Origin of the sequence: Caballeronia sp. NCF2, assembly GCF_023631205.1 — a bacterium.
Classification (GTDB): Bacteria; Pseudomonadota; Gammaproteobacteria; order Burkholderiales; family Burkholderiaceae; genus Caballeronia; species Caballeronia zhejiangensis.
In genome coordinates this window covers 341,855-365,579 of sequence record NZ_JALQDN010000064.1, presented here as the reverse complement: position 1 = coordinate 365,579, position 23,725 = coordinate 341,855, and the positions used below count along the sequence as shown (strand labels likewise).

The window sequence follows — 23,725 nt, the reverse complement described above, 5'->3', positions numbered from 1 at the left end:
ATGCGCATCGAAACATCATTTCTATTCGACCTCGACGGCACGCTCGTCGACAGCGTCTATCAACATGTGCTCGCGTGGAAAGAAGCGCTCGACGCCGAGGGCATCGAGTTGTCGGTGTGGCGCATTCACCGCAAGATCGGCATGAGCGGCGGACTCTTCACCAATCAGTTACTGCGCGAGACGCACGGCGAGATCAGCGCGGATCGCGTCGAGCGGCTGCGTCAGTTGCATGCGGAGGCGTACAAGCGGCTGCGCGCGCAGGTGTGTCCGCTGCCCGGCGCGCGCGAATTGCTGCAGGCGTTGACGAACGCCGGCACGCGCTGGGCCATCGCGACGAGCGGGCGCATAGAAACCGCGCAGGTCAATCTCGAAGCATTGGGCGTCGATCCGTCGAAGCAAGTGGTCGTTACGCGCGACATGGTGAAGTACGCAAAGCCCGATCCGGATCTGTTCCTCGCCGCCGCCGAGCGTCTGAACGTGCCGATCGAGCATACGGTCGTCGTCGGCGACAGCATCTGGGACATGCTGGCCGCGCGCCGTTGCCGCTCGCTCGGCGTCGGCTTGCTGTCGGGCGGTTATGGCAGCGATGAACTCGAGCGCTCCGGCGCGTTGCGCGTGTATGAAGATCCAGCGGACTTACTGTTGCATCTCGATGAAGTCGCGGCGCGGCCATGAGATGATCTCGCGCATGACGACCTCTTCTTCCATCGACGTTCGCCCCTGGGGCGACGCGAATCTCTACACGTTGCGCAATGCATCGGGCATGTCTGTCGATATCAGCGACCTCGGCGCGACGCTCGTTTCATGGCTCGCGCCCGATCGCGATGGACATCTCGCCAATGTCCTGCTCGGTCACGACATGCCCGACGATTACCGCAACGGCAGCGCGTTCATGGGCGCGATCATCGGGCGCTGGGCGAATCGCATCCGCGATGCGCGCTTCGTGCTCGATGGCATCGCGCATCAGGCGGAGCGCAACGAAGGCGCGAATCTTCTGCATGGCGGCTCGGCGGGTTTTCATCGGCAGATGTGGCGTGTGCAGGCGGCGAACGGCGCGCTCGTCATGACGCTGCAATCGCCTGCGGGCGCTTCTGGCTTTCCCGGCAATGTGGATGTGACCGTGCGCTATGCGCTCGATGACGACGGCACGTTATCGATCGATTACGAAGCTCGCACCGATGCGCCGACGCCCATCAACCTGACCAATCACGCGTACTTCAATTTGAACGACGGCGCGAGCATTCGCGACCATGAGATATCGATTGCATCGGATACGTACTTCGCAATCGATGCGACCTCGATTCCAATCGCGCGCGAGAGCGTCGGGGACAGCGCGTTCGATTTGCGCGCGCCTGCATCGATCGGTACGCGTCTCGATGCGGTTCATCCGCAACTCGCGATCGCGGGCGGCTTCGATCATTGCTACGTGTTGAGCGACCAAGCGAACGAACCGCGCACGGTCGCTGTGCTGTTCGATCCATCGAGCGGACGCGAACTGAGCGTGTCGACCGATGCGCGCGGCTTGCAGTTCTACTCGGGGAATTATCTGGAAGATGTGCCCGCGCGCGGCGGTTCGCGTTATCGCAAGCAGGCGGGACTGTGCCTGGAAGCGGGCGGCTTTCCCAACGAGATCAACATGCAAGACAGCGAGCGCGCTGTCTTGCGGCCCGGCGACGTGTATCGTCAGCGCACGCGCTATACATTGCGCGTGCGCTGAAGCGTCATCAGAAGATGTTGCGCAAGCCGATCGACACGCCGGTCTGATTCGAGCGGCCCGGCAGTTCGACATCCGCCGCGCCCGTCACCTTGTTGAAGTCCACGGTGCCGTAGACTTCCGTGCGCTTCGACAGCGCGTACTCCGCCAGCGCGACGCCCGTATAGCGATTGCCGCTGCCCGTCGCGCCGCCGCCGATGGCCGCGTTCTTCATGTGGTCGTAGTAGAACGCGCCCGTGAGCAACAGCGCCGGCGTGACCTGATAGGTGACGCCCGCGAACGGGCCATCGTCGCGACGGCCCGAGCCTTTCAAAATATCCGTGCCCGATACGAGGCCACGCTGTTGCAGGATGCTGTCGACGAAGCCGGTGTCATCGGTCGAATGCAGATAGCCGACATAGAGCTTCGCCGCGCCGATCGCATAGACCGCGTTCGCGTTCCAGATCTTCTGCTTGTTCGCGGCGTTGTCGCTGTTCTGCTGATAGCCGCCGCCGATGGACAGCGGGCCCATCGCATACGACGCCGTGAAGCCGTACATGTTGCCCGCGCCCATATGACCCGGAACCTGGCCCGAGAAGCCGCCCGCGCCCGTCGACGTATAGTTCGTGCCGAACGAGTACATCGCGCCGATCGTGAGGCCCGCGAACGTGCCGTTGTACTTGACGGCGTTATCCGCATAGAGACCCGCGCCCAACGCAACCGGCAACCATGCGTTCTCGAAGTAATTGCCGACCGTGAGCGGATCGTAGACGTCACCGAGCATGTCGAAGAGCGGCGTCTTCTGACGGCCGAGCGTCAGCGTGCCATATGGATTCGACAGGCCGACGAAAGCCGCGCGATTGAATGCGCGAGCGCTGTCGGAGTATTGGCCGTTTTCCAGTTCCACGCCGCTTTCCAGCTGGAAGATCGCTTTCAGGCCGCCACCGAGATCTTCGACGCCTTTGAAGCCGATGCGGCTATTGGTAATGGCGCCGTTCGTCATGAACAGCTTGCCGTCGTTGTTGGCGTTGGCGTTCGTGAGGTAACGCACGCTGACATCGGCGACGCCGTACAGCGTGACCGAGCTTTGCGCGAATGCGGATTGACACGCGAGCGCGACGACCGACGCGCCGATGCCCGCGATGGCACGCGATGTGAATGTCTTCATGATGTATTGGGAGCGCGTATTCGTTAGCCGTTTTTCATGGCTTCGACGCGTCGCCTTTCAGATAACTGTCTTGGCTAAAGCAGCTTGGCGCGACGCATCGAAAGCTCGCGGTTTTTTAACACATCAAATGACGCGATGCCCATTCGGTGCAATACGTGTGGCGTTTTAGGCAACAAGGCGCGCGTGTTTAGTTGCGCGCGCTACGCTTCAAACTTTCGCCTGCGCAATTTGCGCTGCCTCCGACCGCACCGCTTCGAGAAAGCCTCGTCCCATCTCCTTCTCGAAGCGCGACGGACTGCCCTCCCACACGATGCGCGCATGTTCGAGCACATACACGCGGTCCGCATGGGGCAACGCGAACGTCACGTTCTGCTCGCCCAGCAGCACGGTGATCGGCGTGGTCTTCTGCAGCCGTTCCATCGCCTTCGACAGTTGCTCGAGAATCACCGGCGCGAGGCCGAGCGTCGGCTCATCGAGGATGAGGAGCTTCGGCTGCATCATCAGCGCGCGTGCGATCGCGAGCATCTGCTGCTCGCCGCCCGATAACGTGCGCGCGGTCTGCGCCTGACGCGATTCGAGTATCGGAAAGAGTTCGAAGAGCCACTTGAGCTGATCGGCGCGCATCTTGTCGGAAAGATGATAGCCGCCGAGATCGAGATTCTCGCGCACGGTCATGTCGCCGAACAGCTCGCGCGTCTCCGGGCACTGCACGATGCCGCCACGCGCGATCGCCGCGCCGCTCATGCCTTTCAAATCGCGCGAGCCGTAGCGAATGGTTCCGTGATACGCCACGAGTCCGGAAATCGCATTGAAGAGCGTCGTCTTGCCCGCGCCGTTCAATCCGACGACCGACACGAATTCGCCTTCGCGCACATGCATGTCCACGCTATCGAGCGCGCGCGCCTTGCCGTACAACACGCCGACACTCTCGACCTGAAGAATCGACGGCTTGTTGCTCACGACTTCCGCGCCACGCTCGCGTGCCTCGATCTTGCCGCCGAGATAGACGCGCCGCACGGTCTCGTTCTGCATCACTTCTTCGGCGGTGCCTTCCGCGACGTACTCGCCGAGATACATCGCAAGCACGCGATCCGCGAGCGCCGCGAGACTCTTCACGTTGTGATCGACGAGCAGCACCGCGCGCCCTTCCGCGCGAAAGCCGCGAATCAGTTCGGAGAACGCTTCCGATTCGGCGGCGGTGAGACCCGCGAAAGGCTCGTCGACGAGCACGACACGCGGATCGCGTGCGATCGCCTTCGCCATCTCCATGCGACGCAGATCGGCGAAGGGCAGCGTCGCCGGATGACGATGCATCACCTTGCCGAGTCCGACGCGCTCCGCGATCTCGCGTGCGCGGCGATTCACATGCGGATCGGCGGCGAGCTTCACGAGCGAATCGGGCAGTAGCGCGAGCTTGATGTGTTCGAGCACTGTCTGCCGATGCAGCGGCCGCGAATGCTGGAACACGATGCCCACGCCCGCGCGCGCGATTCGATGCGGCAGCCATCCGGCCATCTCGACGCCATCGACCTTGATCGATCCCGCGTTGGGCCGCTCGATGCCCATGATGAGCTTCATCACCGTCGACTTGCCGGAACCGTTCGGACCGATGAGGCCGAGTATCTCGCCGGGCTCGATATCGAAGCCGATGTCCTTCACCGCGACGAGACCGCCGAAGCGCTTCGTGAGGCCGCGCACCGAAAGCAAAGGTGTATCGCTCATTCGCGCTCCCTCACACGCAGGATGTTGCCGAGCAATCCATCGGGAAAGAACAGGATGACCGCGAGCGCGACAGCCGCGACCACGAACGTATTGATCTGCCCGAGCGGACGCAGGAATTCGCCCGCGACGATGAGAAAGATCGAGCCGAGCACCGCGCCGAGTATCGTGCGCCGGCCGCCGAGCACAGCCGCGATGATGATCTGCACGCCGATGCCGATATCGACCACCGTGCTCACCGACGCCGTGCCCTGATAGAACACGAGCATCGCGCCCGCGACGCCTGAGAACACCGCGCTGATGCAGAACGCCGCGAGCTTGTGCTTCACGACGTTGAAGCCGAGCGCCTGCGCGCCGACGGTATCCTGCCCGCTCGCCTGCAGAATGAGACCGATGGCCGAGCGCGACAAGCCGAACAGAATGATCGCGCAGACGATGAGGAACGCGAGCGCGATCCAGTAGTTGTGGCTCGCATCGACGGACATCACGTCGGGCACCATCATGCCGATCTCGCCGCCGGTGACGCCCGCGAAGATCACGATCGCGTTCTGCAGCAGCAACACCGCGACGAGCGTGACGAGACCGAAGTACGGTCCGCGCAATCGCAATGCGGGCACGGCGAGCAGCAGGCCGCCGACGAGAGCGACGAGGCCGCCGGCCATCACGCATACCGGTATCGGCGCGGCGGCGTGCGCGTTCAGTATCGCGGCGGAATACGCTCCGAGCCCGATCAGGAACGTCGGTCCGAAATTGACTTCGCCCGCGAAGCCGAAGAGCAAGTCCCACGACATCGCGAAGACGCCGAAGTAATACGCGACCGTCAGCACGCCGAGGATATACCCGGTGAGCCACCACGGCAGCGTCGCGGCGACGATCGCGAGCAGGACCGCGGACCAGATCAAGCGCGAACGAACGATGTCTTTCATGATTAGCGCCGTCCGAGAAAGCCTTGCGGCCGCACATATACGACGAGCACGAGCAGCAGCAGCGCGGGCAATGGCCGCAGCGTCGGCGAGATGAGGTACGCCGTGACGGTCTCCAGATAACCCACGACATACGCGGCCATCAACGAGCCCGACACGCTGCCCAGGCCGCCGAGCACGACGATGGAAAACGCGCTCGCCGTGAGCTGTCCGGTGTTGTTCGTGCTCACGCCAAGGAACGATGCGAGCAGCACGCCCGCGATGCCCGCGAGCACACCGTAGATGGTCCACGCAAGCAGATAGATATTCGACAGCTCGAAGCCGAGCAGCGTGAGACCGCGCGGATTCATCGACGCCGCGAGCAGCGCCTTGCCCGCCTTCGTGCGATTCACGAAGAGCCACAGCAATCCGATCACGACCCAGCACACGACCGCGATCATGATCTCGTTATAGGGCACGCGCACGCCCGCGACGCTCGCGACGCCGGGAATCAGCGGACGCATCGTGATGGGGTTATCGGAGAAGAGATACGCCATGCCCTGCTGGATCATGATGCCCCAGAGCAGCGTGCCCGTGAGCACGAAGATCTCTTTCTCTTCACGCGGAATCGCAGTCGAGCGTTGAATGGGCCGCACCACCATGAAATAGGTGACGTATGCGGCAATCATCCCGCAGACCACGCCGAGCGGCGTGCCGAGATAGGTGCCCAATCCGGCTTCGCCCGCGAGCGCCCAGCCGAGCAGCGCGGATACCAGCATCACGCCGCCATGCGCGAGATTGAGCACGCCGGATACGCCGAATATCAGCGTGAAGCCGATCGCGCCGAGCGCGTAGAGCGAGCTGATCGCGAAGCCATCGATGAGTATTTGCAGTGGCAACATAGCGGCCCTTTATGTCTTCCATGTCGATGCCAACGTGGAACCGGTCCCCGCAACATGCGCCGCAAGGCGCGCGCTATCGGCAGCGCACGCGCGTCGCGACGACGCAAACGCGCTTAGTTCGCGGCTGCCTGCACCTTCACGAAGGCCGGAAACTTGACCTTTGCGTTCGCCACCGACTTCGGCCATATCGCCACTTGCTTGCCGTTCTGCCATTGCAGGTTGATGCCGGTGATATAGCCTTCGCCGTACTTCAACGCGTGCGTGAACTGATCGTTCTTGCCGTAGAACTGCCAGCGTCCGATGGTGCCGACATAGTCGGTCTTTTCGAGCGCATCGACCATCTTGTCGGGATCGGTCGAGCCTTGATTGCGATGAATCGCATCCGCGATGATGTACACGAGGTCATAGCTCGTGAAGCCGTCATACGCGGGCGATACGCCGGCAAAGTGCTTCTGATACGACTCGACGAAGGGCACGGTCTTCGGCGTCAACGCGACGCCCGGCGCCGCCGCCGATGCGGTGATCACACCTTCGGTCGCGCCGTTGGTGTCCTTCCAGAAGCTCGTGGTCGTCGCTTGCGAGCTTTGCCCCGACATCGGAATCGGCACTTGCTGATCGTGCCACTGGACGGTCGGCTGCACGCCGACATGGCTGATGCCCGTCGTGATCGTGTCCGGATGCTTCGCTTCGATCTGATTGAAGATCGGCGTGAAGTCCGACGTGTCCGGATTGAAGCGGATGTGATCCAGCACCTTGAGGCCCGCTTTCGGCAGGCACTCGAGGTAGCGCTCGTCGAGCGGCTTGGTCCACGCGGCGTCCTCGCTCATCACGACGGTCGTCTTCATCTTGAACTCGCCGACAAGCACGTCATGCGAGAAATCGCAGATCGATTGCGCGATGAACGCAGACGTCATCCAGCCGTGGAAGGTGTACTTGTAGTGATCGTAGTCGTCATGCACGCGCTTCGAGATTTCGTTGCTCGCCGCGCCCGGCGTGATGAAAGGCATCTTCAGGCGCGCGGACCATGGCTCCATCGCGAGCGCGACTTCGCTGATGTAGCTGCCGATGATCGCGACTACCTTGTCCTGACTCGCGGCGCGCTGAAAGGCACGCACGCCGTCCGATGCCGACGAGTGATCGTCATACGCGATGATCTGGATTTGCCGGCCATCGACACCGCCCTTCGCGTTGATCTCCTCCGCTGCGAGTTGCGCGGCCTTGCTGATCGAAGCGCCCGCCACCGCGGACTCTTCGCTGATGACGCCGATCTTGATCGGCTCCCCTGCCGCGTGCGCCGTGACCGTGAGACTCAAGGCCGCCATCGCCGTACCCGTTGCAATGACGGTACTCATTCCCCGCCACGTCTTGCGCTTTGACATCATCAGTCTCCTCTGTGTATTCGATCGTGGAGCGACGCCAGCCAGACACATGACACATGCAGCAATTAAGGATTTGCCGACAAACAGTAGCACTCGCCTTTCGAGCACTGAATCAGTAATAACGATAAAGACGATCATGCGAAAAGATCATCAATGCAGCGTCATTCTTTCAAACAGCTTGCGCGATGAACTCACGCAGCCATCGATGCGCAGGATCGCGATGCACGCGTTCATGCCAGTACATCGACATCTCGTAGCCGGGCACGTCGACGGGCGGCGCGACGATGCGCAACTCCGGCCAGCGCTTCGCGAGCCTCGCCGGTTGCATCGAAACCAGATCGGTCGTCGCGAGCACGGAGCGCACGAAGAGGAAGTGCGGCACCGACAGCGCGACGTGCCGCTTCATGCCGAACGTTGCGAGCGTGTCATCCGTCGGGCCGAAGAATCCGCCGCCATCGGGCGACACGATCACATGCTCCAGTGCGCAGAACTGCGCGAGCGTCGGACGCCGCTTCAATCGCGGATGATCCTTGCGTCCCACGAGCACATAGCTTTCCGTGAAGAGCGCTTGCTGATGAAAATTGGCCATCTCGGGCGATGTGATGTGAAACGCGAGATCGATCTCGCCGTTCTCCGCCTGCTTCGCAAGACGCGGCGGCAACATCTCCAGCACGGCGATCCGCGTGTGCGGCGCGGCGGCGCGCAAGCCGCTCAACGCAGGCAGCAGCACGGTCGATTCGCTGTAGTCAGTGGCGGCGATGCGCCATGTGTTGTCGGCGATGGCGGGATCGAACGCGGCTTCCGGCGACACCGCGCGTTCGAGCGATGCCAGCGCTTCGCGCAACGGCTCCCGCAGACTTTCCGCTCGCGCTGTCGGGCGCATGCCACGCGGGCCGGGCAACAGCAGAGGATCGCCGAAGATGTCGCGCAGCTTCGACAGATGCACGCTCACGGAAGGTTGCGAAAAATGAAGGCGCTCGGCTGCACGCGTGACGTTCTGTTCGGCAAGCAAAACGTCGAGCGTGAGAAGCAAGTTCAGATCGAGCCTTCTCAAGGTATTAGTCATGGAAATTCCTGCAATTTCAGATATTCATTTCCAATATACCCGAGAGGCTCTTAAGCTGGTCTCCATTCCAGAAACGAAGTGGAGAAAGCCTCATGAATGTGCTGATCGTGTATGCCCATCCGGAACGCCGCTCGCTGAACGGCGCCATCAATGATTTCACCGTAGAGCGTTTGCGCGCGAACGGCCATAGCGTGCAAGTCTCCGACCTGTATGCAATGAACTGGAAGGCGCCGCTCGATGCGAACGACGTGCGCGACCGCAAGGCCGATACGCCGTTTCACGCGAGCCTCGATTCGAAGCACGCGTTCGAAAACGGCCTGCAAAGCCGCGACATCGAGCTGGAGCAGGACAAGCTGCGCTGGGCCGACGCGCTGATCCTGCAATTTCCGATGTGGTGGTTCTCGATGCCCGCGATCATGAAGGGCTGGGTCGAGCGCGTCTATGCGTACGGCTTCGGCTACGGCGTCGGCGAGCATTCGGACACGCACTGGGGCGACCGCTACGGCGAAGGTCTGATGGCGGGCAAGCGCGCGATGATCGTCGTCACGACGGGCGGTTGGGAATCGCATTACAGTCCGCGCGGCATCAACGGACCCATCGACGATATTCTCTTTCACATCCAGCACGGCATGCTTTTTTATCCAGGCTTCGATGTGCTGCCGCCGTTCGTTCTCTATGAAACGCATCGCATGGATGAAGCGCGCCTGCAAGCCACATACGATGCGCTCGGCCGGCGTCTCGACGGTCTCTGGGACGATGCGCCCATTGCATTCCGCAAGCAGAATCACGGCGACTACGCGATTCCTCAGCTCACGCTGCGCGACGAACTCGCAGCCGGAAAGACCGGTTTCGCGGCGCACATCGACTGAGGCAAAACGCGAAACACAGCTAAGATGGATCCTTCGACAAGTACGGAGGAAGACATCGAATGCTGACGATCTGGGGCCGGGCCAACTCGGTCAATGTGCAGAAAGTGCTGTGGTGCTGCGATGAACTGGGGCTCGCGTACGAGCGCATCGACGCGGGCCTGCAATTCGGGCGCAACAACGAGCCCGACTATCTCGCGATGAACCCGATGGGCCGCGTGCCCACGCTCGTCGACGGCGACTTCGTGCTGTGGGAGTCGAACTCGGTCATTCGCTATCTCGCGATGCAATACGGCGGTGCCAGCACGCTCTATCCCGCCGAGCCGAAAGTGCGCGCGAGCGCGGACCGCTGGCTCGACTGGACGCTTTCGACCCTGCAGCCCGCCGAACGTCCGGTTTTCTGGGGCTATATCCGCACGAGCGCCGCGGATCGCGATGCGCAGCAACTCGCTGCCGCCGCGAGCGAGGTGGAAAAGCTCTGGCGCGTTATCGATGCGCATCTGAAGGGCCGCGACTATCTCGAAGGCAACACGTTCACGCTCGCCGATCTCGTCGTCGCCGCGTATGCGCGCCGCTGGTTCGGCATCGCGGAGCTGGTTCGCCCCGCGCTTCCCGAACTCGAACGCTGGTATGTGGGCATCACGCAGCGTCCGGGCTTCGCGCGTCACGTCTCGCCTGCATTGACCTGAACGGGACGGATTGCCATGACCATCGAACTGCATACCTGGAACACGCCCAACGGACGCAAGATCAGCGTCGCGCTGGAGGAAATGCAACTGCCGTACACCGTGAAAACGGTGAACATCACGAAGGGCGAGCAGCATACGCCTGAGTTTCTGCGCATCAGCCCGAACAATCGCATTCCGGCGATCGTCGATCCGGACGGACCCGACGGCCAGCCGATCAGCGTGTTCGAGTCCGGCGCGATCCTGCTCTATCTCGGCGAGAAGACGGGCAAGTTTCTGCCCGCGAGTTTGCGCGATCGCGTGCCCGTGCTCGAATGGCTGATGTGGCAGATGGGCGGCTTCGGCCCGATGCCGGGACAGGTGCATCACTTCCGCATGGTCGAAGCGGAAAGCGACCGGCGTTATGGTTTAAAGCGCTATTCCGACGAAACGCGCCGCCTGTACGGCGTGCTCGACAAGCGCCTCGCGCAAGTGGAATGCGTCGCGGGCGATATGTCCGTCGCGGATTTCGCGATTCTCGGCTGGGCGTGGCGGCATGAACGTCATCAGGTTTCGCTCGATGATTACCCTAACGTCAAGCGCTGGTATGAGGCGCTTTTCGCGCGCCCGGGCGTGAAGCGGGGCTTCGAAGTCAAGCTCGACGATCTCGGCTGATCAGGGCAAACCATGAGTCGGAGCGTCAGGCTAACGTAAGTTGCGCGCGTGATAACGATCTTCTAAGAAACGTGAGCGACACTGACGCCATCCGATAGATTCGCGCCCGAGGAGACAATCATGACCGCCAGCATGTACGACGATGGCCTTCCCAAAACTGCCGCCAACTACGCGGCGCTGACGCCACTCATGTTCATCGAGCGCGCGGCGTCCGTATATCCGACGCTTCCCGCTATCGTGCACGGCGATGTCCGGCGCAACTGGGCCGACACCTACGCGCGCACGCGGCGGCTCGCATCGGCGCTGGCGGCACGCGGCATCGGCCTCGGCGATACCGTCGCCGCGATGCTGCCGAACACGCCCGAAATGGTCGAAGCGCACTTCGGCGTGCCGATGACGGGCGCCGTGCTCAACACGCTCAACACGCGGCTCGACGCCGCCACGCTCGCGTTCATGCTCACGCACGGCGAAGCGAAGGCGGTGCTCGTCGATCGCGAGTTCTCGGACGTGATGCGCCGCGCGCTGAAAGACGTGCCGCAGGACGTGCTGGTCATCGATGTCGACGATCCGCAATACGCGGGCGCGGGCGAGCGCATCGGCGAAATCGAATACGAAGCGCTGCTCGCGAGCGGCGATCCCGCATACGAATGGTCGCCGCCATCCGACGAGTGGAACGCAATCTGTCTGAATTACACGTCGGGCACGACAGGCAATCCGAAGGGCGTCGTGTATCACCATCGCGGCGCGTATACGAATGCGGTGAGCAATATCCTCGAATGGGACATGCCGAAGCATGCCGTGTACTTGTGGACGCTGCCCATGTTCCATTGCAACGGCTGGTGCTTTCCGTGGACCGTCGCCGCGCGCGCGGGCGTGAACGTGTGCCTGCGCCGCGTCGATGCGAAGACCATCTTCGATCTGATTCGCAGCGAGCGCGTCACGCATTATTGCGGCGCGCCGATCGTGCAGAACCTGCTCGTCAACGCGCCCGACGACATGAAGACCGGCTTCGATCAGAAAGTCCATGCGATGGTCGCGGGCGCCGCGCCGCCCGCCGCGATGATCGAAGGCATGGAGCGCATGGGCTTCGAACTGACGCATGTGTACGGGCTCACGGAAGTTTATGGCCCGGCCACGGTCTGCCCGCAGCAGGCCGCATGGAGCGCGCTCGATATCGGCGAGCGCGCGCGAATGAATGCGCGGCAAGGCGTGCGCTATCACTTGCAGGATGCGGTCACGGTGCGCGATCCGATATCGATGGAACTCGTGCCTTCCGATGGCGAGACCATCGGCGAGATCATGTTCCGCGGCAACATCGCGATGAAGGGTTATCTGAAGAACGCGGCCGCGACCGAAGAAGCGTTTCGCGGCGGCTGGTTCCATACCGGCGATCTCGCCGTCGCGTATCCGGACGGCTATGTACGCATCAAGGATCGCAGCAAGGACATCATCATCTCGGGCGGCGAGAACATATCGAGCATCGAAGTGGAGGACGTGCTGTACCGGCATCCGGCGGTGCTTGCCGTCGCGGTCGTCGCGAAGCCCGATACGCGCTGGGGCGAGACGCCCTGCGCTTTCGTCGAATTGAAAAGCGGCGCGCACGCGAGCGCGGAAGAGTTGATCGCGCATTGCAAGAAGCATCTCGCCGGCTTCAAGGTGCCGCGCGCGATCGAGTTCTGCGAACTGCCGAAGACATCGACGGGAAAGATCCAGAAGTTCGAGTTGCGCAAGCGCGCGGGGTCCGTCACCGCGATCGACGTCTGATGGAGACCACGACAATGAGCGAACTCGTTCTGATCGAACGCGATGCGTATGACATCAAGGGTGCCGTCAGGCTCACGCTGAATCGGCCCGATGCGTTCAATGCCTTATCTGAATCGATGCTCGAAGCGCTCGAACGCGCATTGAAGGACATCGCCGAATCAGATGCGCGCGTGGTCGTGCTCGCAGGAGAAGGCCGCGCGTTTTGCGCCGGGCACGATCTCAAAGAGATGCGTGCGGAGCCCGCGCTCGATTATTATCGCGAGCTTTTCGCGCACTGCTCGCGCATCATGCTGACGATCCAGCGCATGCCGCAGCCCGTTATCGCGCGCGTGCAAGGCATCGCGACGGCGGCGGGTTGTCAGCTCGTCGCGATGTGCGATCTCGCGGTCGCATCGAGCGAAGCGCGTTTCGCGGTATCGGGCGTGAATCTCGGGCTCTTTTGCGCGACGCCGAGCGTGGCGCTGTCTCGCAACGTATCGCGCAAGGCCGCGTTCGAAATGCTCGTCACCGGCGAGTTCATCGATGCGGCCACCGCGCGCGAACGCGGCCTCGTGAATCGCGTCGCATCGCCTGGCGAACTCGACGATACCGTGCGCACGCTCGCCGCGACCATCGCCGCCAAGCCGCGCGAAGCGGTCGCGGCGGGCAAGGGCTTGTTCTATCGGCAACTCGAAACCGGCATCGAAGCGGCATACGCGCTCGCATCGGAAACGATGGCCTGCAACATGATGGACGACGCCACGCTCGAAGGCACGCAAGCCTTCATCGAAAAGCGCGCGCCGCGCTGGAAATGACGCTCAGCTCACGTGCTCGACCGGATGCCTGTCGAGCCACGCGTTCTCTTCGTCGCTATACAGACGCGAGCGCGTAAGAAAGCGCAAACCGCTCGGGCGTTCCAGCGAAAACATGCCGCCATTGCCCGGCACGGCATCGATGATGAGCTGCGTATGCTGCCAGTACTCGTACTGCGATTCGGTCATGTAGAACGGCACGCCGCCGATCGCGCCGAGCTTCACGTCCGAGCCGCCGACCATGAATTCGCTGACTGGAAAGCACATCGGCGCGCTGCCGTCGCAGCATCCGCCGGATTGATGAAACAGCACCTCGCCATGCTCGGCCTTGAGCCTTTCGATCAAGTCGATGGCGGCGGGCGTCGCGGTCACGCGCTGCACTTCCTGTTCGCTCATGATGTCACCGTCGGTTTGATCGGCCGCCGCGGGAAGCAGCGGCGGCCTCACACGCTTTAGAAGAAGCCGAGCGGCTTGTCGCTATAGCTGACGAGCATGTTCTTCGTCTGCTGATAGTGGTCGAGCATCATCTTGTGATTCTCACGGCCGATGCCCGATTGCTTGTAACCGCCGAACGCCGCGTGCGCCGGATACGCGTGATAACAGTTGGTCCACACGCGTCCCGCCTGAATCGCGCGGCCGAAGCGATACGCCCGCGTGCCGTCGCGCGTCCACACGCCCGCGCCGAGACCGTACAGCGTGTCGTTCGCGATCTCGAGCGCTTCTTCCTCGGTCTTGAACGTCGTCACCGAAAGCACCGGCCCGAAGATTTCCTCCTGGAAGATACGCATCTTGTTGTGGCCTTTGAAGACCGTCGGCTTGACGTAATAGCCGTTCTTCAGTTCGCCGTCGAAGGTGTTGCGCTCGCCGCCGGAGAGGCACTGCGCGCCTTCCTGCTTGCCGAGATCGATGTACGACAGGATCTTCTCCAGTTGCTCCTGCGAAGCCTGCGCGCCGATCATCGTCTTCGTATCGAGCGGATGGCCCTGCGCGATCGCCGCGACGCGCTTGAGCGCACGTTCCATGAAGCGCTCGTAAATCGATTCCTGCACGAGCGCGCGCGACGGGCACGTACACACTTCGCCCTGATTCAGCGCGAACATCGTGAAGCCTTCGAGCGCCTTGTCGAAGAAGCTGTCGTCGGCGTTGAGCACGTCTTCGAAGAAGATGTTCGGGCTCTTGCCGCCCAGTTCCAGCGTCACCGGAATGAGGTTCTGGCTCGCGTACTGCATGATGAGTCGGCCCGTCGTGGTCTCGCCGGTGAAAGCGATCTTCGCGATGCGCTTGTTCGATGCGAGCGGCTTGCCCGCTTCCAGACCGAAGCCGTTGACGACATTGAGCACGCCCGGCGGCAAGAGGTCTTCGATGATTTCGAGCAGCACGAGAATCGACGCGGGCGTCTGCTCGGCCGGCTTCAGCACGACGCAGTTGCCGGCCGCGAGCGCGGGCGCGAGCTTCCACACGGCCATCAGGATCGGGAAATTCCACGGAATGATTTGCCCGACGACGCCAAGCGGCTCGTGGAAGTGATACGCGACCGTATCGTGATCGATCTCCGAAATGCCGCCTTCCTGCGAACGCGCGGCGCTCGCGAAATAGCGGAAGTGATCGATCGCGAGCGGAATGTCCGCGGCCATCGTCTCGCGCAGCGGCTTGCCGTTATCGATCGATTCGGCCAGCGCGAGACGCGACAGGTTCTGCTCCATGCGATCGGCGAGCTTCAGCAGCAGATTCGCGCGATCGGTGACGGAGGTTCTGCCCCACGACGTCTTCGCTGCGTGCGCGGCGTCGAGCGCGGCTTCGATGTCGGCTTCGCGCGAACGCGGAATCGACGTGAACGGCTCGCCGGTGATCGGCGAAATATTGTCGAAATACTCACCGCCCGTCGGCGGCACCCACTTGCCACCGATGAAGTTGCCGTACTGCTTCTTGTACGGATATTCGGTGCTCAGGAACTGCATCTCCGCGTGATTCATTTCTATGTGCTCCTCGCATGTCGACGTGAACGGGCCGGCACTGCCGATGTCCGGCGCCGGTCGCTTCTGTTTGCGAGTTCCATGCCATCGCGCGCGGCACGATGCGACGCCCGCGCGAGCCGCATCGTCATGCGGTTTCGCGGCACATCGTCAGGGTTTGTACGAGGGCGATGGGACCTGTTCACATTCAGAACACCTGCCCCGCTCTGTAGCGATGCGGTACAGCGGCATCGGCGGACGTCATCGCCTCCGCAATGCGCGCGGAGCGTGGCGCAAACCACAGACACGCTGCGGGCAAACGCTTATGGCACGAGTGTTCATATTGCAAAGGGCATCGCAGTTGTCTATGGTCATGCCCAACCGTGGCAAAGCGTCGCATCTATATGTGGTTCCATCGCATGTGAGCGGCGCGAAATGGCCTTGCGAGCGCGCGATGCGGACCGTATCGCCGAGCGCATGACCACGGCGGGCTGCTGTCCGGCGACCCCGGACGGCACGTCAAAGTAAACGATGTGCGCGCACGTGCATGCATGACGCGCCACGGAGACCACAATGAACAGCACAATCAATCAAGGGGCCGCCCACGGCCCGACAAATTTCTTTTCCAAGGAGGCGACTATCGCCCGGCCCGGATTTTCGCGCTGGATGGTGCCGCCCGCCGCGCTGGCTGTTCATCTGTGCATCGGGCAGGCATATGCGTTCTCGGTGTTCAATGCGCCGCTCACGAAGGTTATCGGTATCACGAAGTCCGCGCCGGATGACTGGTCGCTGACCACGCTCGGCTGGATTTTCTCGCTCGCGATCGTGTTTCTGGGCTTGTCGGCGGCATTCGCGGGCAAGTGGCTGGAAAAAGTCGGCCCGCGCCGCACGATGTTCACCGCGGCCTGCTGCTTCGGCGGCGGCTTTCTCGTCTCGGCGCTCGGCGTCTATCTGCATCAGATCTGGCTGCTGTATCTCGGCTATGGCGTGATCGGCGGCATCGGGCTCGGGCTCGGCTATGTGTCGCCGGTTTCGACGCTGATACGCTGGTTTCCGGACCGTCGCGGCATGGCGACCGGCATGGCGATCATGGGCTTCGGCGGCGGCGCGATGATCGCGGCGCCCGGCTCCGTCGCGCTGATGAACCACTTCAAGAGCGCGACGAGCTCGGGCGTTGCCGAGACGTTCCTCGTGCTCGGCGTGCTCTATTTCATCTCGATGACGATCGGCGCGCTCGCGATCCGCATCCCGCCGGCGGACTGGAAGCCGGCTGGCTGGACGCCGCCCGCGACGTCCAACAAGATGATCACGAAGAACCATGTGCATATCGATCAGGCGCTGAAGACGCCGCAGTTCTATCTGTTGTGGCTCGTGCTGTTCCTGAACGTGACGGCCGGCATCGGCGTGCTCGGCCAGGCGTCGGTGATGATTCAGGAAAGCTTCAAGGCGTCGATCACGGCGGGCGCGGCGGCGGGCTTCGTCGGGCTGCTGTCGCTCTTCAACATGGGCGGGCGATTCGCGTGGGCGTCGGCGTCGGACTGGATCGGCCGCAAGAATACGTACTTCGTGTTCTTCACGCTCGGCGCGGTGCTGTATTTCCTTGTGCCGCAATTCGCGGGCTCCGGCAATATCGCGCTTTTCGTGTTGGCGTACGGCATCATCCTTTCGATGTACGGCGGCGGCTTCGCGACGATTCCCGCGTATCTCGCCGACATGTTCGGCACGGCTTTCGTCGGCGGCATTCACGGCCGGCTTCTCACCGCGTGGGCGGCGGCGGGCGTCGCGGGTCCGGTGCTCGTCAACTACGTGCGCGCGTTCCAGGTTTCGCACGGCGTCGTGGGCGCAGAGGCGTACACGATGACGCTGCATATCATGGCGGCGCTGCTGGTGATCGGCTTCGTCTGCAATCTGCTCGTCTCGCGCGTGCATGAGAAGCATCACATGAACACGTCGGCGCAGACCGCAATCTAGGAATCAACGAGGAGATCCGCGATGAACGACCGCATCGAAACTCAGCAAGTGCATCCGTCGAACACGGGGTTGCTCCTGGTGTTCTGGGCCTACGTGCTGATTCCGCTCGCATGGGGCGTGACCAATACGCTCTCGCAGGCCGTCAAGCTGTTCCAGTAATTCTGTAGGTGAAGTCCACGCGCGCCGGATGGCCGATGTTTGAATCGGCTCACGGCGCGCGTTTTGTTTCTTGACGTCAATGCTATTCGGCTTCGCCGAGATGAGCGGGCAAATCCATCTGATGGAGAACGCGCAGGATCTGGATCGTGTCCGCGGCCTCCTTGAAGAAAAGCACGTGCATTCCGACGAGCGCCTTGCGATAACCGGGCCGAACGTGTTCTTCGGACAGGCTGCGTTGTCTGCCCTTACCGAGTCCCGTGCCTGTGTCCTGAATCATGCGCAGATAGCGCTCCGCCTGAGCCGGCCCCCACTTCTCGAACGTGTAGTCCCAGATGCCGTCCAGATCCTGGACGGCGGCAGGCGTGAATACGCACTGCCTCACCGAGCGGACTTGCGCTTGCGAGCGATGAAGGCATCGAAATCCAGCGGCTTGGCGGGGCCGGAGCGCTCGCCGGCTTCGAGCGCCGAGCGCAACGCATCGAGCTTCGCTTCCTGTTCGCCAGCGACGGGGACGTCGTGCACCGATGCTTCCGGGATGCTCAGTGCCCGCGATCCTCCACCTTGTTCAAGCTGCGGCGCGCGAGGACGCTCATGAAAAGCGTGCCGCACACAAGCGCTGCCATATAAACGCCGGCCATCATCCAGTCGAGTTCACTCACGGTTGTTCTCCTTCGAATTGATCCGCGGCCGGGGCGCCGCAGGGGTGATCCACACGATTGCAACTACGTTCTGGCCTGATTTACGGCACGCGCCCGCAAAGGTTTAGCGCGATGCAATGAACGACGTTGGCGGCGCGATGACCGAGGAAACCGACCGCTCGTTCGATTCGCCAACGTGGGCGTATCGTTCGACTAGCGCCCGAGAGCGCGCGACGACATCCCACATACGAACAACCGGTCCACGACAATGAACACGTCCCGCCGCAACTTCATGGTTGTCAGCATCGGCGCGGGCACGGCGCTATGGCTCTCGCGAGCACGCGCCGATGCGCCGCACTTAAGCGAATCCGATCCGGCGGCGGTCGCCGTCGGCTATAAGGAGAACGCCGCGAAAGTGGACAAAGCGAAGTACCCGAACTTCGCCGCCGATCAAACCTGCGCGAACTGCTCGCTGTATCAGGGCAAAGCGAGCGATGCCTGGGGCGGTTGCACGCTCTTCGGCGACAAGCTGGTAGCCGGAAAAGGATGGTGCTCGTCGTGGACGAACATGTGACGCGGCTTCAGCGCACCGAATAGCCGACGAAACGCCAGACCTTGTCCGAGTCGAGAATGAAGGTCACCATTTCTCGCGACGACTGACTCGCCTGGCCGAACTGAGTGTCGAAGAGAATGTTGATGTACGCGCCCGCGGGCATGTTGCCCGTGCCGTCATAACGGTAGTGCTTGACGCCCATCGGCATGCGCAGTCCCGGCGCGCCGAGCGGCGAACGGTCGCGCGCGACCTTCTTCATGAAGTCGTCGCGGGAAATGATCTGCTTTGCGATGGGCGAGGCTTGGTCCCACACGTCGCCCGCCCGGTTTTGATCGATCAACGCGATGATCTGCGACGCAACCTGCGCGATGTCCTGATCCTGTTTGTCGAGCGCGGCCTGCTGCTCCTTCGTGAGCGAACGAGTCGTCGAAGATTGAGTTTCCTGAGCGTGGCACGCAATGCTGCTCGATATCAGCAGGAACGCAGCCAGCGAAAAACGGATGCTTGCTTTCATGATTCGGACGACGTGAGGTTCTTTGGCGCCGATTGTATCGCCGCCCACGCTGCCTACGGTAAGAAATACTTATTTTCAGAATTTGGCAGTTCCGGCGTCCGTTGCCGGGCAAGCACACGCCTTGCTGCCGGAATAGCGAACGTCAACATCCGACGCTACCGTCGAGGTTCACCATGCGACTCGTCGACTGGAACATCCAATGGGGACGCGGCGTGGATGGCCGCGTCGATCTCGCGCGCATCGTCGCCGAGGCGAAAGCCCTGCACGACTTCGACGTCCTCTGTCTGCAGGAAGTGACGCGCGGCTTTCACGAAAGCGAGCAGGCCGGCGGACTCAAAGGCGGCCCCGGCGCCGACCAGTTCGCCGAGCTCGAAGCGCTGATTCCCGGCGCGACGGTCATCGACGGAATCGGCTCCGATCTTCCGCCGGTCGGTGCGGGCATCGCGCGCCGTCAGTTCGGCAACGCGATCGTGAGCCGTCTGCCGGTGCGCCAGGTGTTGCGCCATTCGCTGCCGTGGCCTGCCGATCCCGCGAAGCCGTCGATGCTTCGCGTCGCGCTCGAAGCCGTCATCGAGACCGACGTCGGATCGTTGCGCATCGTCAGCACGCATCTCGAGTTCTATTCGGAGAAGCAACGTCTCGCGCAAGTCGCGCGTCTGCGCGAGCTTCACGCCGAAGCGTGCGCGCACGAGCGTCAGCCCGCGAAGGCCGAGAGTCAGGCGAGCCCGTTCGCCGATACCGCGCGGCCCGTGTCCGCCATCGTCTGCGGCGACTTCAACAGCGCGTTCGATGGATCGGCGTATCGCGCGATGCTCGAACCGATTGCCGATGCGCCCGCGTTCGTCGATGCATGGACTTGCGCGCATCCGAACGAGCCGCGCGCGGCCACCGTCGGCCTGTACGATCGCGACCAGTGGCCCGACGGCCCGTTCGCATGCGACTTCATCTTCGTGAGCGAAGACCTGAAGGCGCGCATCGCCGGATGCGAAGCGGATCAGTCGAGCCGTTCATCGGATCATCAGCCGATGTGGCTCGAACTGCATTAAGCGCCCTCTTCGCGCGACAACCCGTATAGCGCCTGCAACACGGCAGCGCGCGCCTGACCCGCGATCATGCCGCGCCAGATATCGTCGTCGATGTAGAAGGCCGCGCGAATCTGGCGGCGAATGCCGGCTTTCAATGCGTCGGGCGCATCGGGATGATGACGCACCCAGACGTCCGCGCGCAGCATGTCGAGCATGTCGGTGAGCGGCACCGTCCCGTACTCGATCGCGATCGATGCGATCGCCGCATGGGCGCACGTCTGCCGCAACGTATCGAGCAACGGACCGGCTACATCGGCCGCGATCGACGTGCCATCCGACGGACTCGTCACGTCCGCGCCCCACCAGCGCCGCGCACGCGCGACATCGCCGACGCATATCTTCGCGCCGAAGCCGCTCGGCCCGAGTCCCGTATGAAAATCGATCCAGCCGATCGCCGTGCACGTCTCGCCGTATTCCGCGAGCAGATTGCGCATGGTGCGCGTGCTCCACGCCGTTTCCGCGCCGCCATAGAACATGCCTTGCGCATGCGTGTACTGACCGGTTGTGACCGCTTGCTGATAAGCCCATTGTCCATGCCTGCCGATATACGCGCGAATCGCCGCGATATTCGCTTCGTCGGGCGGCCACCTCGCGGGAATCAGCAAGTCGTGCAGTTCCGCGTAGCCGGGATTCTGCGGCAACGGCGCATCGAAATTCACGCTGTTGCGATTCAGATCGACATTGCCCTCCGTCGTGCGGCTCAGATAGGAAAAGCCATACGGATTGATCGCATGAACGAGCAGCATTGCGACGTCGAGCTTGTCCATCAACGCCGGCAATACTTCATCGCGCATCAACGCGATCTGCGCGCCCGAGCCGCAAAAGCCTTCGACGCCGTGCGTGCCGGACGTGAGCACGAGCAGGCGCTTTGCATCTTTGGGACCGATGCGAACGACATCGGTTGCGAGCGTCTCGCCTTCCAGACCATCGAAGCCTTCGAGCACGCGCGTATCGACAGCGAGTTTTCGCGCGGCGGCGGTATCGAGAAATCTCTGGCGTGCTTCGCGATACGTCGATGAAAACATGTCGCCTCCTCAGACGCGTGCGAGAAACTTCTCGACGAGCCGCACCCAATACGTCGAGCCTAGCGTGAGTACATCGTCGTTGAAATCGTAGCTGCTGTTATGCAGCATGCACGGTCCGATTCCGTGACCGTGATCGCGATGCGCGCCCAGTCCATTGCCGATATACGCATAGCAACCGGGACGCTCCATCAGCATGTACGAGAAGTCCTCCGCGCCCATCGTCGGATCGACGTTCGTGTTCACTTTGTCCGCGCCGGCGACATCGCGCATCACGCCGAGTGCGAAGTCCGTTTCCGCTTGCGTGTTCACCGTCGGCGGATAGTTGCGTACGAAACTGACTTCGGCCTTGCAGCGATACGCGGCCGCCGTCGCCGCGACGATCTCCTTCATGCGCGTCTCGATGAGATCGAGCACGTCGACGGAAAACGTGCGAACGGTCCCCGCGAGCGTCGCGGTCGTCGGGATCGCGTTGACCGCGTGGCCTGCCTGCATGCGCGTGATCGAGAGCACGGCGGCGTCGATCGGCCGCTTGTTGCGCGTCACGATGCTCTGCAGGCCCGTGCCGATCTGCAGCGCGGTGAACACGGGATCGACGCCATCGTGCGGAATCGCCGCATGCGCGCCCACGCCTTCGATACGAATCTCGAACTCGTTGCTCGATGCCTGCGTCGCGCCGACGCGCGCACCGAATCCGCCCGCCGGCATGCCCGGCCAGTTGTGCAGCGCGAACACGGCATCGACCGGAAAGCGCTCGAACAAGCCATCTTCGATCATCGCTTTCGCGCCGCCGCCGCCTTCTTCGGCAGGCTGAAAGATGAAGACGACGGTGCCGTCGAAGTCGCGATGCTTCGCGAGATATTGCGCCGCGCCGAGCAGCATCGCGGTGTGTCCGTCGTGACCGCACGCATGCATCTTGTTCTCGTGGCGCGATGCGTGCGCGAACGTGTTCAGCTCGGGAATGGGCAACGCGTCCATGTCGGCGCGCAGGCCGATCGCACGTTTGCTCGCGCCTTTCCTCAACACGCCGACGACGCCCGTCTTGCCGAGTCCGCACGTCACTTCGATATCCCAGCTTTCGAGCTTCCGAGCGACGAGTTCCGCCGTGCGCGCTTCTTCATAGCAGAGTTCGGGATGCGCGTGGATATCGCGGCGAATGGCCTGAATCTCGTCGCGCGACTGCGCGATCTCGGGAATGATCGACATGCTTTCCTCTTGCGTTGTTGAGTGACCGAAGCATTGTCGATGGCCGCAATTCACAGGGAAAGCTGATATTCCTTGTCCGTGACTTAAGGAAAGCTTTAGCTTTCACTCGGCTCGATCGCGCCGTGCGAACGCATCCGTATGCGTTCCTGCACGATGCTCATCACCGCGTGACGATCGTGGATCTTGCGCTCCAGCATGCCGACGACACGGCGCGGCGTGTTCTTCGCAAGCGATATCACGCGCAATGCGGGATCGCTCGCCCACGAGCCGTATTCGAGCAACGGCACGACCGAGACGCCCGCATCCTGCCGCACGAGCTCGACGATCACTTCGAGGGAATTGAGTTCGAGGAACTCGTTCACCGCGAGGCGATTGTGCTTCAACGCGCGATCGATCAGCGCGCCGGTGCGCTGCGCGCGATCGAAGCGCAGAAACGGACGGCTCGCCAGCATCTCGGCGGCATTCGCGGCCACGGCGCCCGGCGAACCGATCGCGACGAGCGGTTCCGAATAGAGCGGCGTCCAGTTGAGGCTCGCCGGCGTCTTGCCCGCCATCTCGACGATCACCGCCGCATCGATCTCGCCCGCCTCGACTTGCGGCGCGAGCGCGAGCGCCTTGCCGGTGAAGAGCCGCACATCGAGCCGTGGATACTGACCTTTCAATTCGGTGACGACGGATGCGAGCGCGCCCATCGCCGAATCGACCGCGCCGATGGAAACCGATCCGGCGATTTCATCATCGAGACCGGTGAGACGCATGCTGTCGTACAGCGCGACGATGCGCTCCGCTTGCGGCAACACCTGCTTGCCGATGCTCGTCAGCCGGTTCGTGCGCCCGACGCGATCGAACAGCGGCCGCTTCAGATCGTCTTCGAGCGACTGCATCTGCATGCTGACGGCGGCCTGCGTGAGCGCGACTTTTTCCGCGGCGGCGGCGAAAGAACCGTAACGCGCGACAGCGATAAACGTGCGCAAAAAGCGGATATTGCTCATCGTGCGTGAGGGTTATCCCGGATCGTTCGATCAGGTTTGCTTG

At 62.6% G+C, this 23,725-nt stretch carries 25 protein-coding genes; 11 read left to right on the top strand and 14 right to left on the bottom strand.

Going from position 1 to position 23,725, the window contains the following annotated elements:
- A complete protein-coding gene (locus NCS02_RS24775) occupies nucleotides 1-675 on the top strand; it encodes an HAD family hydrolase (RefSeq protein ID WP_250523335.1) in 675 nt (224 codons plus the stop codon).
- 13 nt (nucleotides 676-688) lie between these two features.
- Nucleotides 689-1,717 (top strand): aldose epimerase family protein, encoded by a 1,029-nt coding sequence (locus NCS02_RS24770; RefSeq protein ID WP_250503581.1) that lies wholly within the window; start codon nucleotides 689-691, stop codon nucleotides 1,715-1,717.
- Nucleotides 1,718-1,724: 7 nt separating this feature from the next.
- On the opposite strand, the gene NCS02_RS24765 is transcribed toward NCS02_RS24770, so the two are convergent.
- The 6 genes from NCS02_RS24765 to NCS02_RS24740 all read right to left on the bottom strand — a co-directional run bounded on the left by NCS02_RS24765 (nucleotide 1,725) and on the right by NCS02_RS24740 (nucleotide 8,829).
- The gene (locus NCS02_RS24765; protein ID WP_008347714.1) at nucleotides 1,725-2,861 is read right to left on the bottom strand and encodes a porin; all 1,137 of its coding nucleotides are present in this window, start codon (nucleotides 2,859-2,861) and stop codon (nucleotides 1,725-1,727) included.
- A gap of 207 nt (nucleotides 2,862-3,068) precedes the next feature.
- Nucleotides 3,069-4,583: an ATP-binding cassette domain-containing protein gene (locus NCS02_RS24760; protein ID WP_175980604.1), complete on the bottom strand. Its 1,515-nt coding sequence runs from the start codon at nucleotides 4,581-4,583 to the stop codon at nucleotides 3,069-3,071.
- The gene (locus NCS02_RS24755; RefSeq protein WP_250437188.1) at nucleotides 4,580-5,506 is read right to left on the bottom strand and encodes a branched-chain amino acid ABC transporter permease; all 927 of its coding nucleotides are present in this window, start codon (nucleotides 5,504-5,506) and stop codon (nucleotides 4,580-4,582) included. The genes NCS02_RS24760 and NCS02_RS24755 overlap by 4 nt, the downstream gene beginning before the upstream one ends.
- Before the next feature lie 2 nt (nucleotides 5,507-5,508).
- A complete protein-coding gene (locus tag NCS02_RS24750) occupies nucleotides 5,509-6,384 on the bottom strand; it encodes a branched-chain amino acid ABC transporter permease (RefSeq protein ID WP_008347709.1) in 876 nt (291 codons plus the stop codon).
- A 113-nt stretch (nucleotides 6,385-6,497) separates the two neighbouring features.
- The gene (locus NCS02_RS24745; RefSeq protein WP_372492505.1) at nucleotides 6,498-7,736 is read right to left on the bottom strand and encodes an ABC transporter substrate-binding protein; all 1,239 of its coding nucleotides are present in this window, start codon (nucleotides 7,734-7,736) and stop codon (nucleotides 6,498-6,500) included.
- Nucleotides 7,737-7,932: 196 nt separating this feature from the next.
- Nucleotides 7,933-8,829 (bottom strand): LysR family transcriptional regulator, encoded by an 897-nt coding sequence (locus NCS02_RS24740; RefSeq protein ID WP_008347704.1) that lies wholly within the window; start codon nucleotides 8,827-8,829, stop codon nucleotides 7,933-7,935.
- Between the two features lie 92 nt (nucleotides 8,830-8,921).
- On the opposite strand from NCS02_RS24740, the gene NCS02_RS24735 reads away from it, so the two are divergent.
- From NCS02_RS24735 to NCS02_RS24715, 5 genes are all read left to right on the top strand, one after another.
- Nucleotides 8,922-9,698 (top strand): NAD(P)H-dependent oxidoreductase, encoded by a 777-nt coding sequence (locus NCS02_RS24735; RefSeq protein ID WP_250457183.1) that lies wholly within the window; start codon nucleotides 8,922-8,924, stop codon nucleotides 9,696-9,698.
- 59 nt (nucleotides 9,699-9,757) lie between these two features.
- A complete protein-coding gene (locus NCS02_RS24730; protein ID WP_008347701.1) occupies nucleotides 9,758-10,384 on the top strand; it encodes a glutathione S-transferase family protein in 627 nt (208 codons plus the stop codon).
- A 15-nt stretch (nucleotides 10,385-10,399) separates the two neighbouring features.
- Nucleotides 10,400-11,035 (top strand): glutathione S-transferase family protein, encoded by a 636-nt coding sequence (locus NCS02_RS24725; protein ID WP_175980593.1) that lies wholly within the window; start codon nucleotides 10,400-10,402, stop codon nucleotides 11,033-11,035.
- Nucleotides 11,036-11,155: 120 nt separating this feature from the next.
- The gene (locus NCS02_RS24720) at nucleotides 11,156-12,799 is read left to right on the top strand and encodes an acyl-CoA synthetase (protein ID WP_250503580.1); all 1,644 of its coding nucleotides are present in this window, start codon (nucleotides 11,156-11,158) and stop codon (nucleotides 12,797-12,799) included.
- A 14-nt stretch (nucleotides 12,800-12,813) separates the two neighbouring features.
- Nucleotides 12,814-13,593 carry an enoyl-CoA hydratase gene (locus tag NCS02_RS24715; RefSeq protein ID WP_175980589.1) on the top strand — a complete coding sequence of 260 codons (780 nt, stop codon included), beginning with the start codon at nucleotides 12,814-12,816 and terminating at the stop codon, nucleotides 13,591-13,593.
- 3 nt (nucleotides 13,594-13,596) lie between these two features.
- On the opposite strand, the gene NCS02_RS24710 is transcribed toward NCS02_RS24715, so the two are convergent.
- Both NCS02_RS24710 and adh read right to left on the bottom strand, forming a co-directional pair.
- Complete coding sequence (locus NCS02_RS24710) at nucleotides 13,597-13,986, bottom strand: DUF779 domain-containing protein (RefSeq protein WP_033536247.1); 390 nt, start codon at nucleotides 13,984-13,986, stop codon at nucleotides 13,597-13,599.
- Nucleotides 13,987-14,042: 56 nt separating this feature from the next.
- Nucleotides 14,043-15,563, bottom strand: a complete 1,521-nt coding sequence (adh, locus tag NCS02_RS24705) for an aldehyde dehydrogenase (protein WP_250457182.1) — start codon at nucleotides 15,561-15,563, stop codon at nucleotides 14,043-14,045.
- Between the two features lie 552 nt (nucleotides 15,564-16,115).
- Between adh and NCS02_RS24700 the strand changes: the two genes are divergently transcribed.
- Both NCS02_RS24700 and NCS02_RS24695 read left to right on the top strand, forming a co-directional pair.
- Nucleotides 16,116-17,513 (top strand): L-lactate MFS transporter, encoded by a 1,398-nt coding sequence (locus NCS02_RS24700; protein WP_008347689.1) that lies wholly within the window; start codon nucleotides 16,116-16,118, stop codon nucleotides 17,511-17,513.
- Nucleotides 17,514-17,534: 21 nt separating this feature from the next.
- Complete coding sequence (locus tag NCS02_RS24695) at nucleotides 17,535-17,672, top strand: MFS transporter small subunit (RefSeq protein ID WP_250503579.1); 138 nt, start codon at nucleotides 17,535-17,537, stop codon at nucleotides 17,670-17,672.
- An 82-nt stretch (nucleotides 17,673-17,754) separates the two neighbouring features.
- On the opposite strand, the gene NCS02_RS24690 is transcribed toward NCS02_RS24695, so the two are convergent.
- Together NCS02_RS24690 and NCS02_RS24685 are read right to left on the bottom strand one after the other, a co-directional pair.
- Nucleotides 17,755-18,054, bottom strand: coding sequence for a type II toxin-antitoxin system RelE/ParE family toxin (locus NCS02_RS24690; protein WP_250437176.1), 300 nt, complete (start codon nucleotides 18,052-18,054; stop codon nucleotides 17,755-17,757).
- Nucleotides 18,051-18,194 (bottom strand): type II toxin-antitoxin system ParD family antitoxin, encoded by a 144-nt coding sequence (locus NCS02_RS24685; RefSeq protein WP_250437175.1) that lies wholly within the window; start codon nucleotides 18,192-18,194, stop codon nucleotides 18,051-18,053. The genes NCS02_RS24690 and NCS02_RS24685 overlap by 4 nt, the downstream gene beginning before the upstream one ends.
- 384 nt (nucleotides 18,195-18,578) lie before the next feature.
- Here NCS02_RS24685 and NCS02_RS24680 point away from each other — a divergent pair, with 384 nt between their 5' ends.
- Nucleotides 18,579-18,884, top strand: a complete 306-nt coding sequence (locus NCS02_RS24680) for a high-potential iron-sulfur protein (RefSeq protein ID WP_034471001.1) — start codon at nucleotides 18,579-18,581, stop codon at nucleotides 18,882-18,884.
- A gap of 7 nt (nucleotides 18,885-18,891) precedes the next feature.
- On the opposite strand, the gene NCS02_RS24675 is transcribed toward NCS02_RS24680, so the two are convergent.
- Nucleotides 18,892-19,377, bottom strand: a complete 486-nt coding sequence (locus NCS02_RS24675) for a DUF4019 domain-containing protein (RefSeq protein WP_175980585.1) — start codon at nucleotides 19,375-19,377, stop codon at nucleotides 18,892-18,894.
- 173 nt (nucleotides 19,378-19,550) lie between these two features.
- Here NCS02_RS24675 and NCS02_RS24670 point away from each other — a divergent pair, with 173 nt between their 5' ends.
- Nucleotides 19,551-20,423, top strand: a complete 873-nt coding sequence (locus NCS02_RS24670) for an endonuclease/exonuclease/phosphatase family protein (RefSeq protein ID WP_250503578.1) — start codon at nucleotides 19,551-19,553, stop codon at nucleotides 20,421-20,423.
- Here the strand turns inward: NCS02_RS24670 and NCS02_RS24665 are convergent.
- The 3 genes from NCS02_RS24665 to NCS02_RS24655 form a co-directional block, all read right to left on the bottom strand.
- A complete protein-coding gene (locus NCS02_RS24665) occupies nucleotides 20,420-21,487 on the bottom strand; it encodes a M14 family metallopeptidase (protein WP_250503577.1) in 1,068 nt (355 codons plus the stop codon). The two genes, NCS02_RS24670 and NCS02_RS24665, sit on opposite strands and share 4 nt — an antisense overlap.
- 9 nt (nucleotides 21,488-21,496) lie before the next feature.
- The gene (locus NCS02_RS24660; RefSeq protein WP_008347674.1) at nucleotides 21,497-22,690 is read right to left on the bottom strand and encodes a M20 aminoacylase family protein; all 1,194 of its coding nucleotides are present in this window, start codon (nucleotides 22,688-22,690) and stop codon (nucleotides 21,497-21,499) included.
- Between the two features lie 95 nt (nucleotides 22,691-22,785).
- A complete protein-coding gene (locus tag NCS02_RS24655) occupies nucleotides 22,786-23,682 on the bottom strand; it encodes a LysR substrate-binding domain-containing protein (protein WP_008347672.1) in 897 nt (298 codons plus the stop codon).
- Nucleotides 23,683-23,725 lie beyond the last annotated feature (43 nt).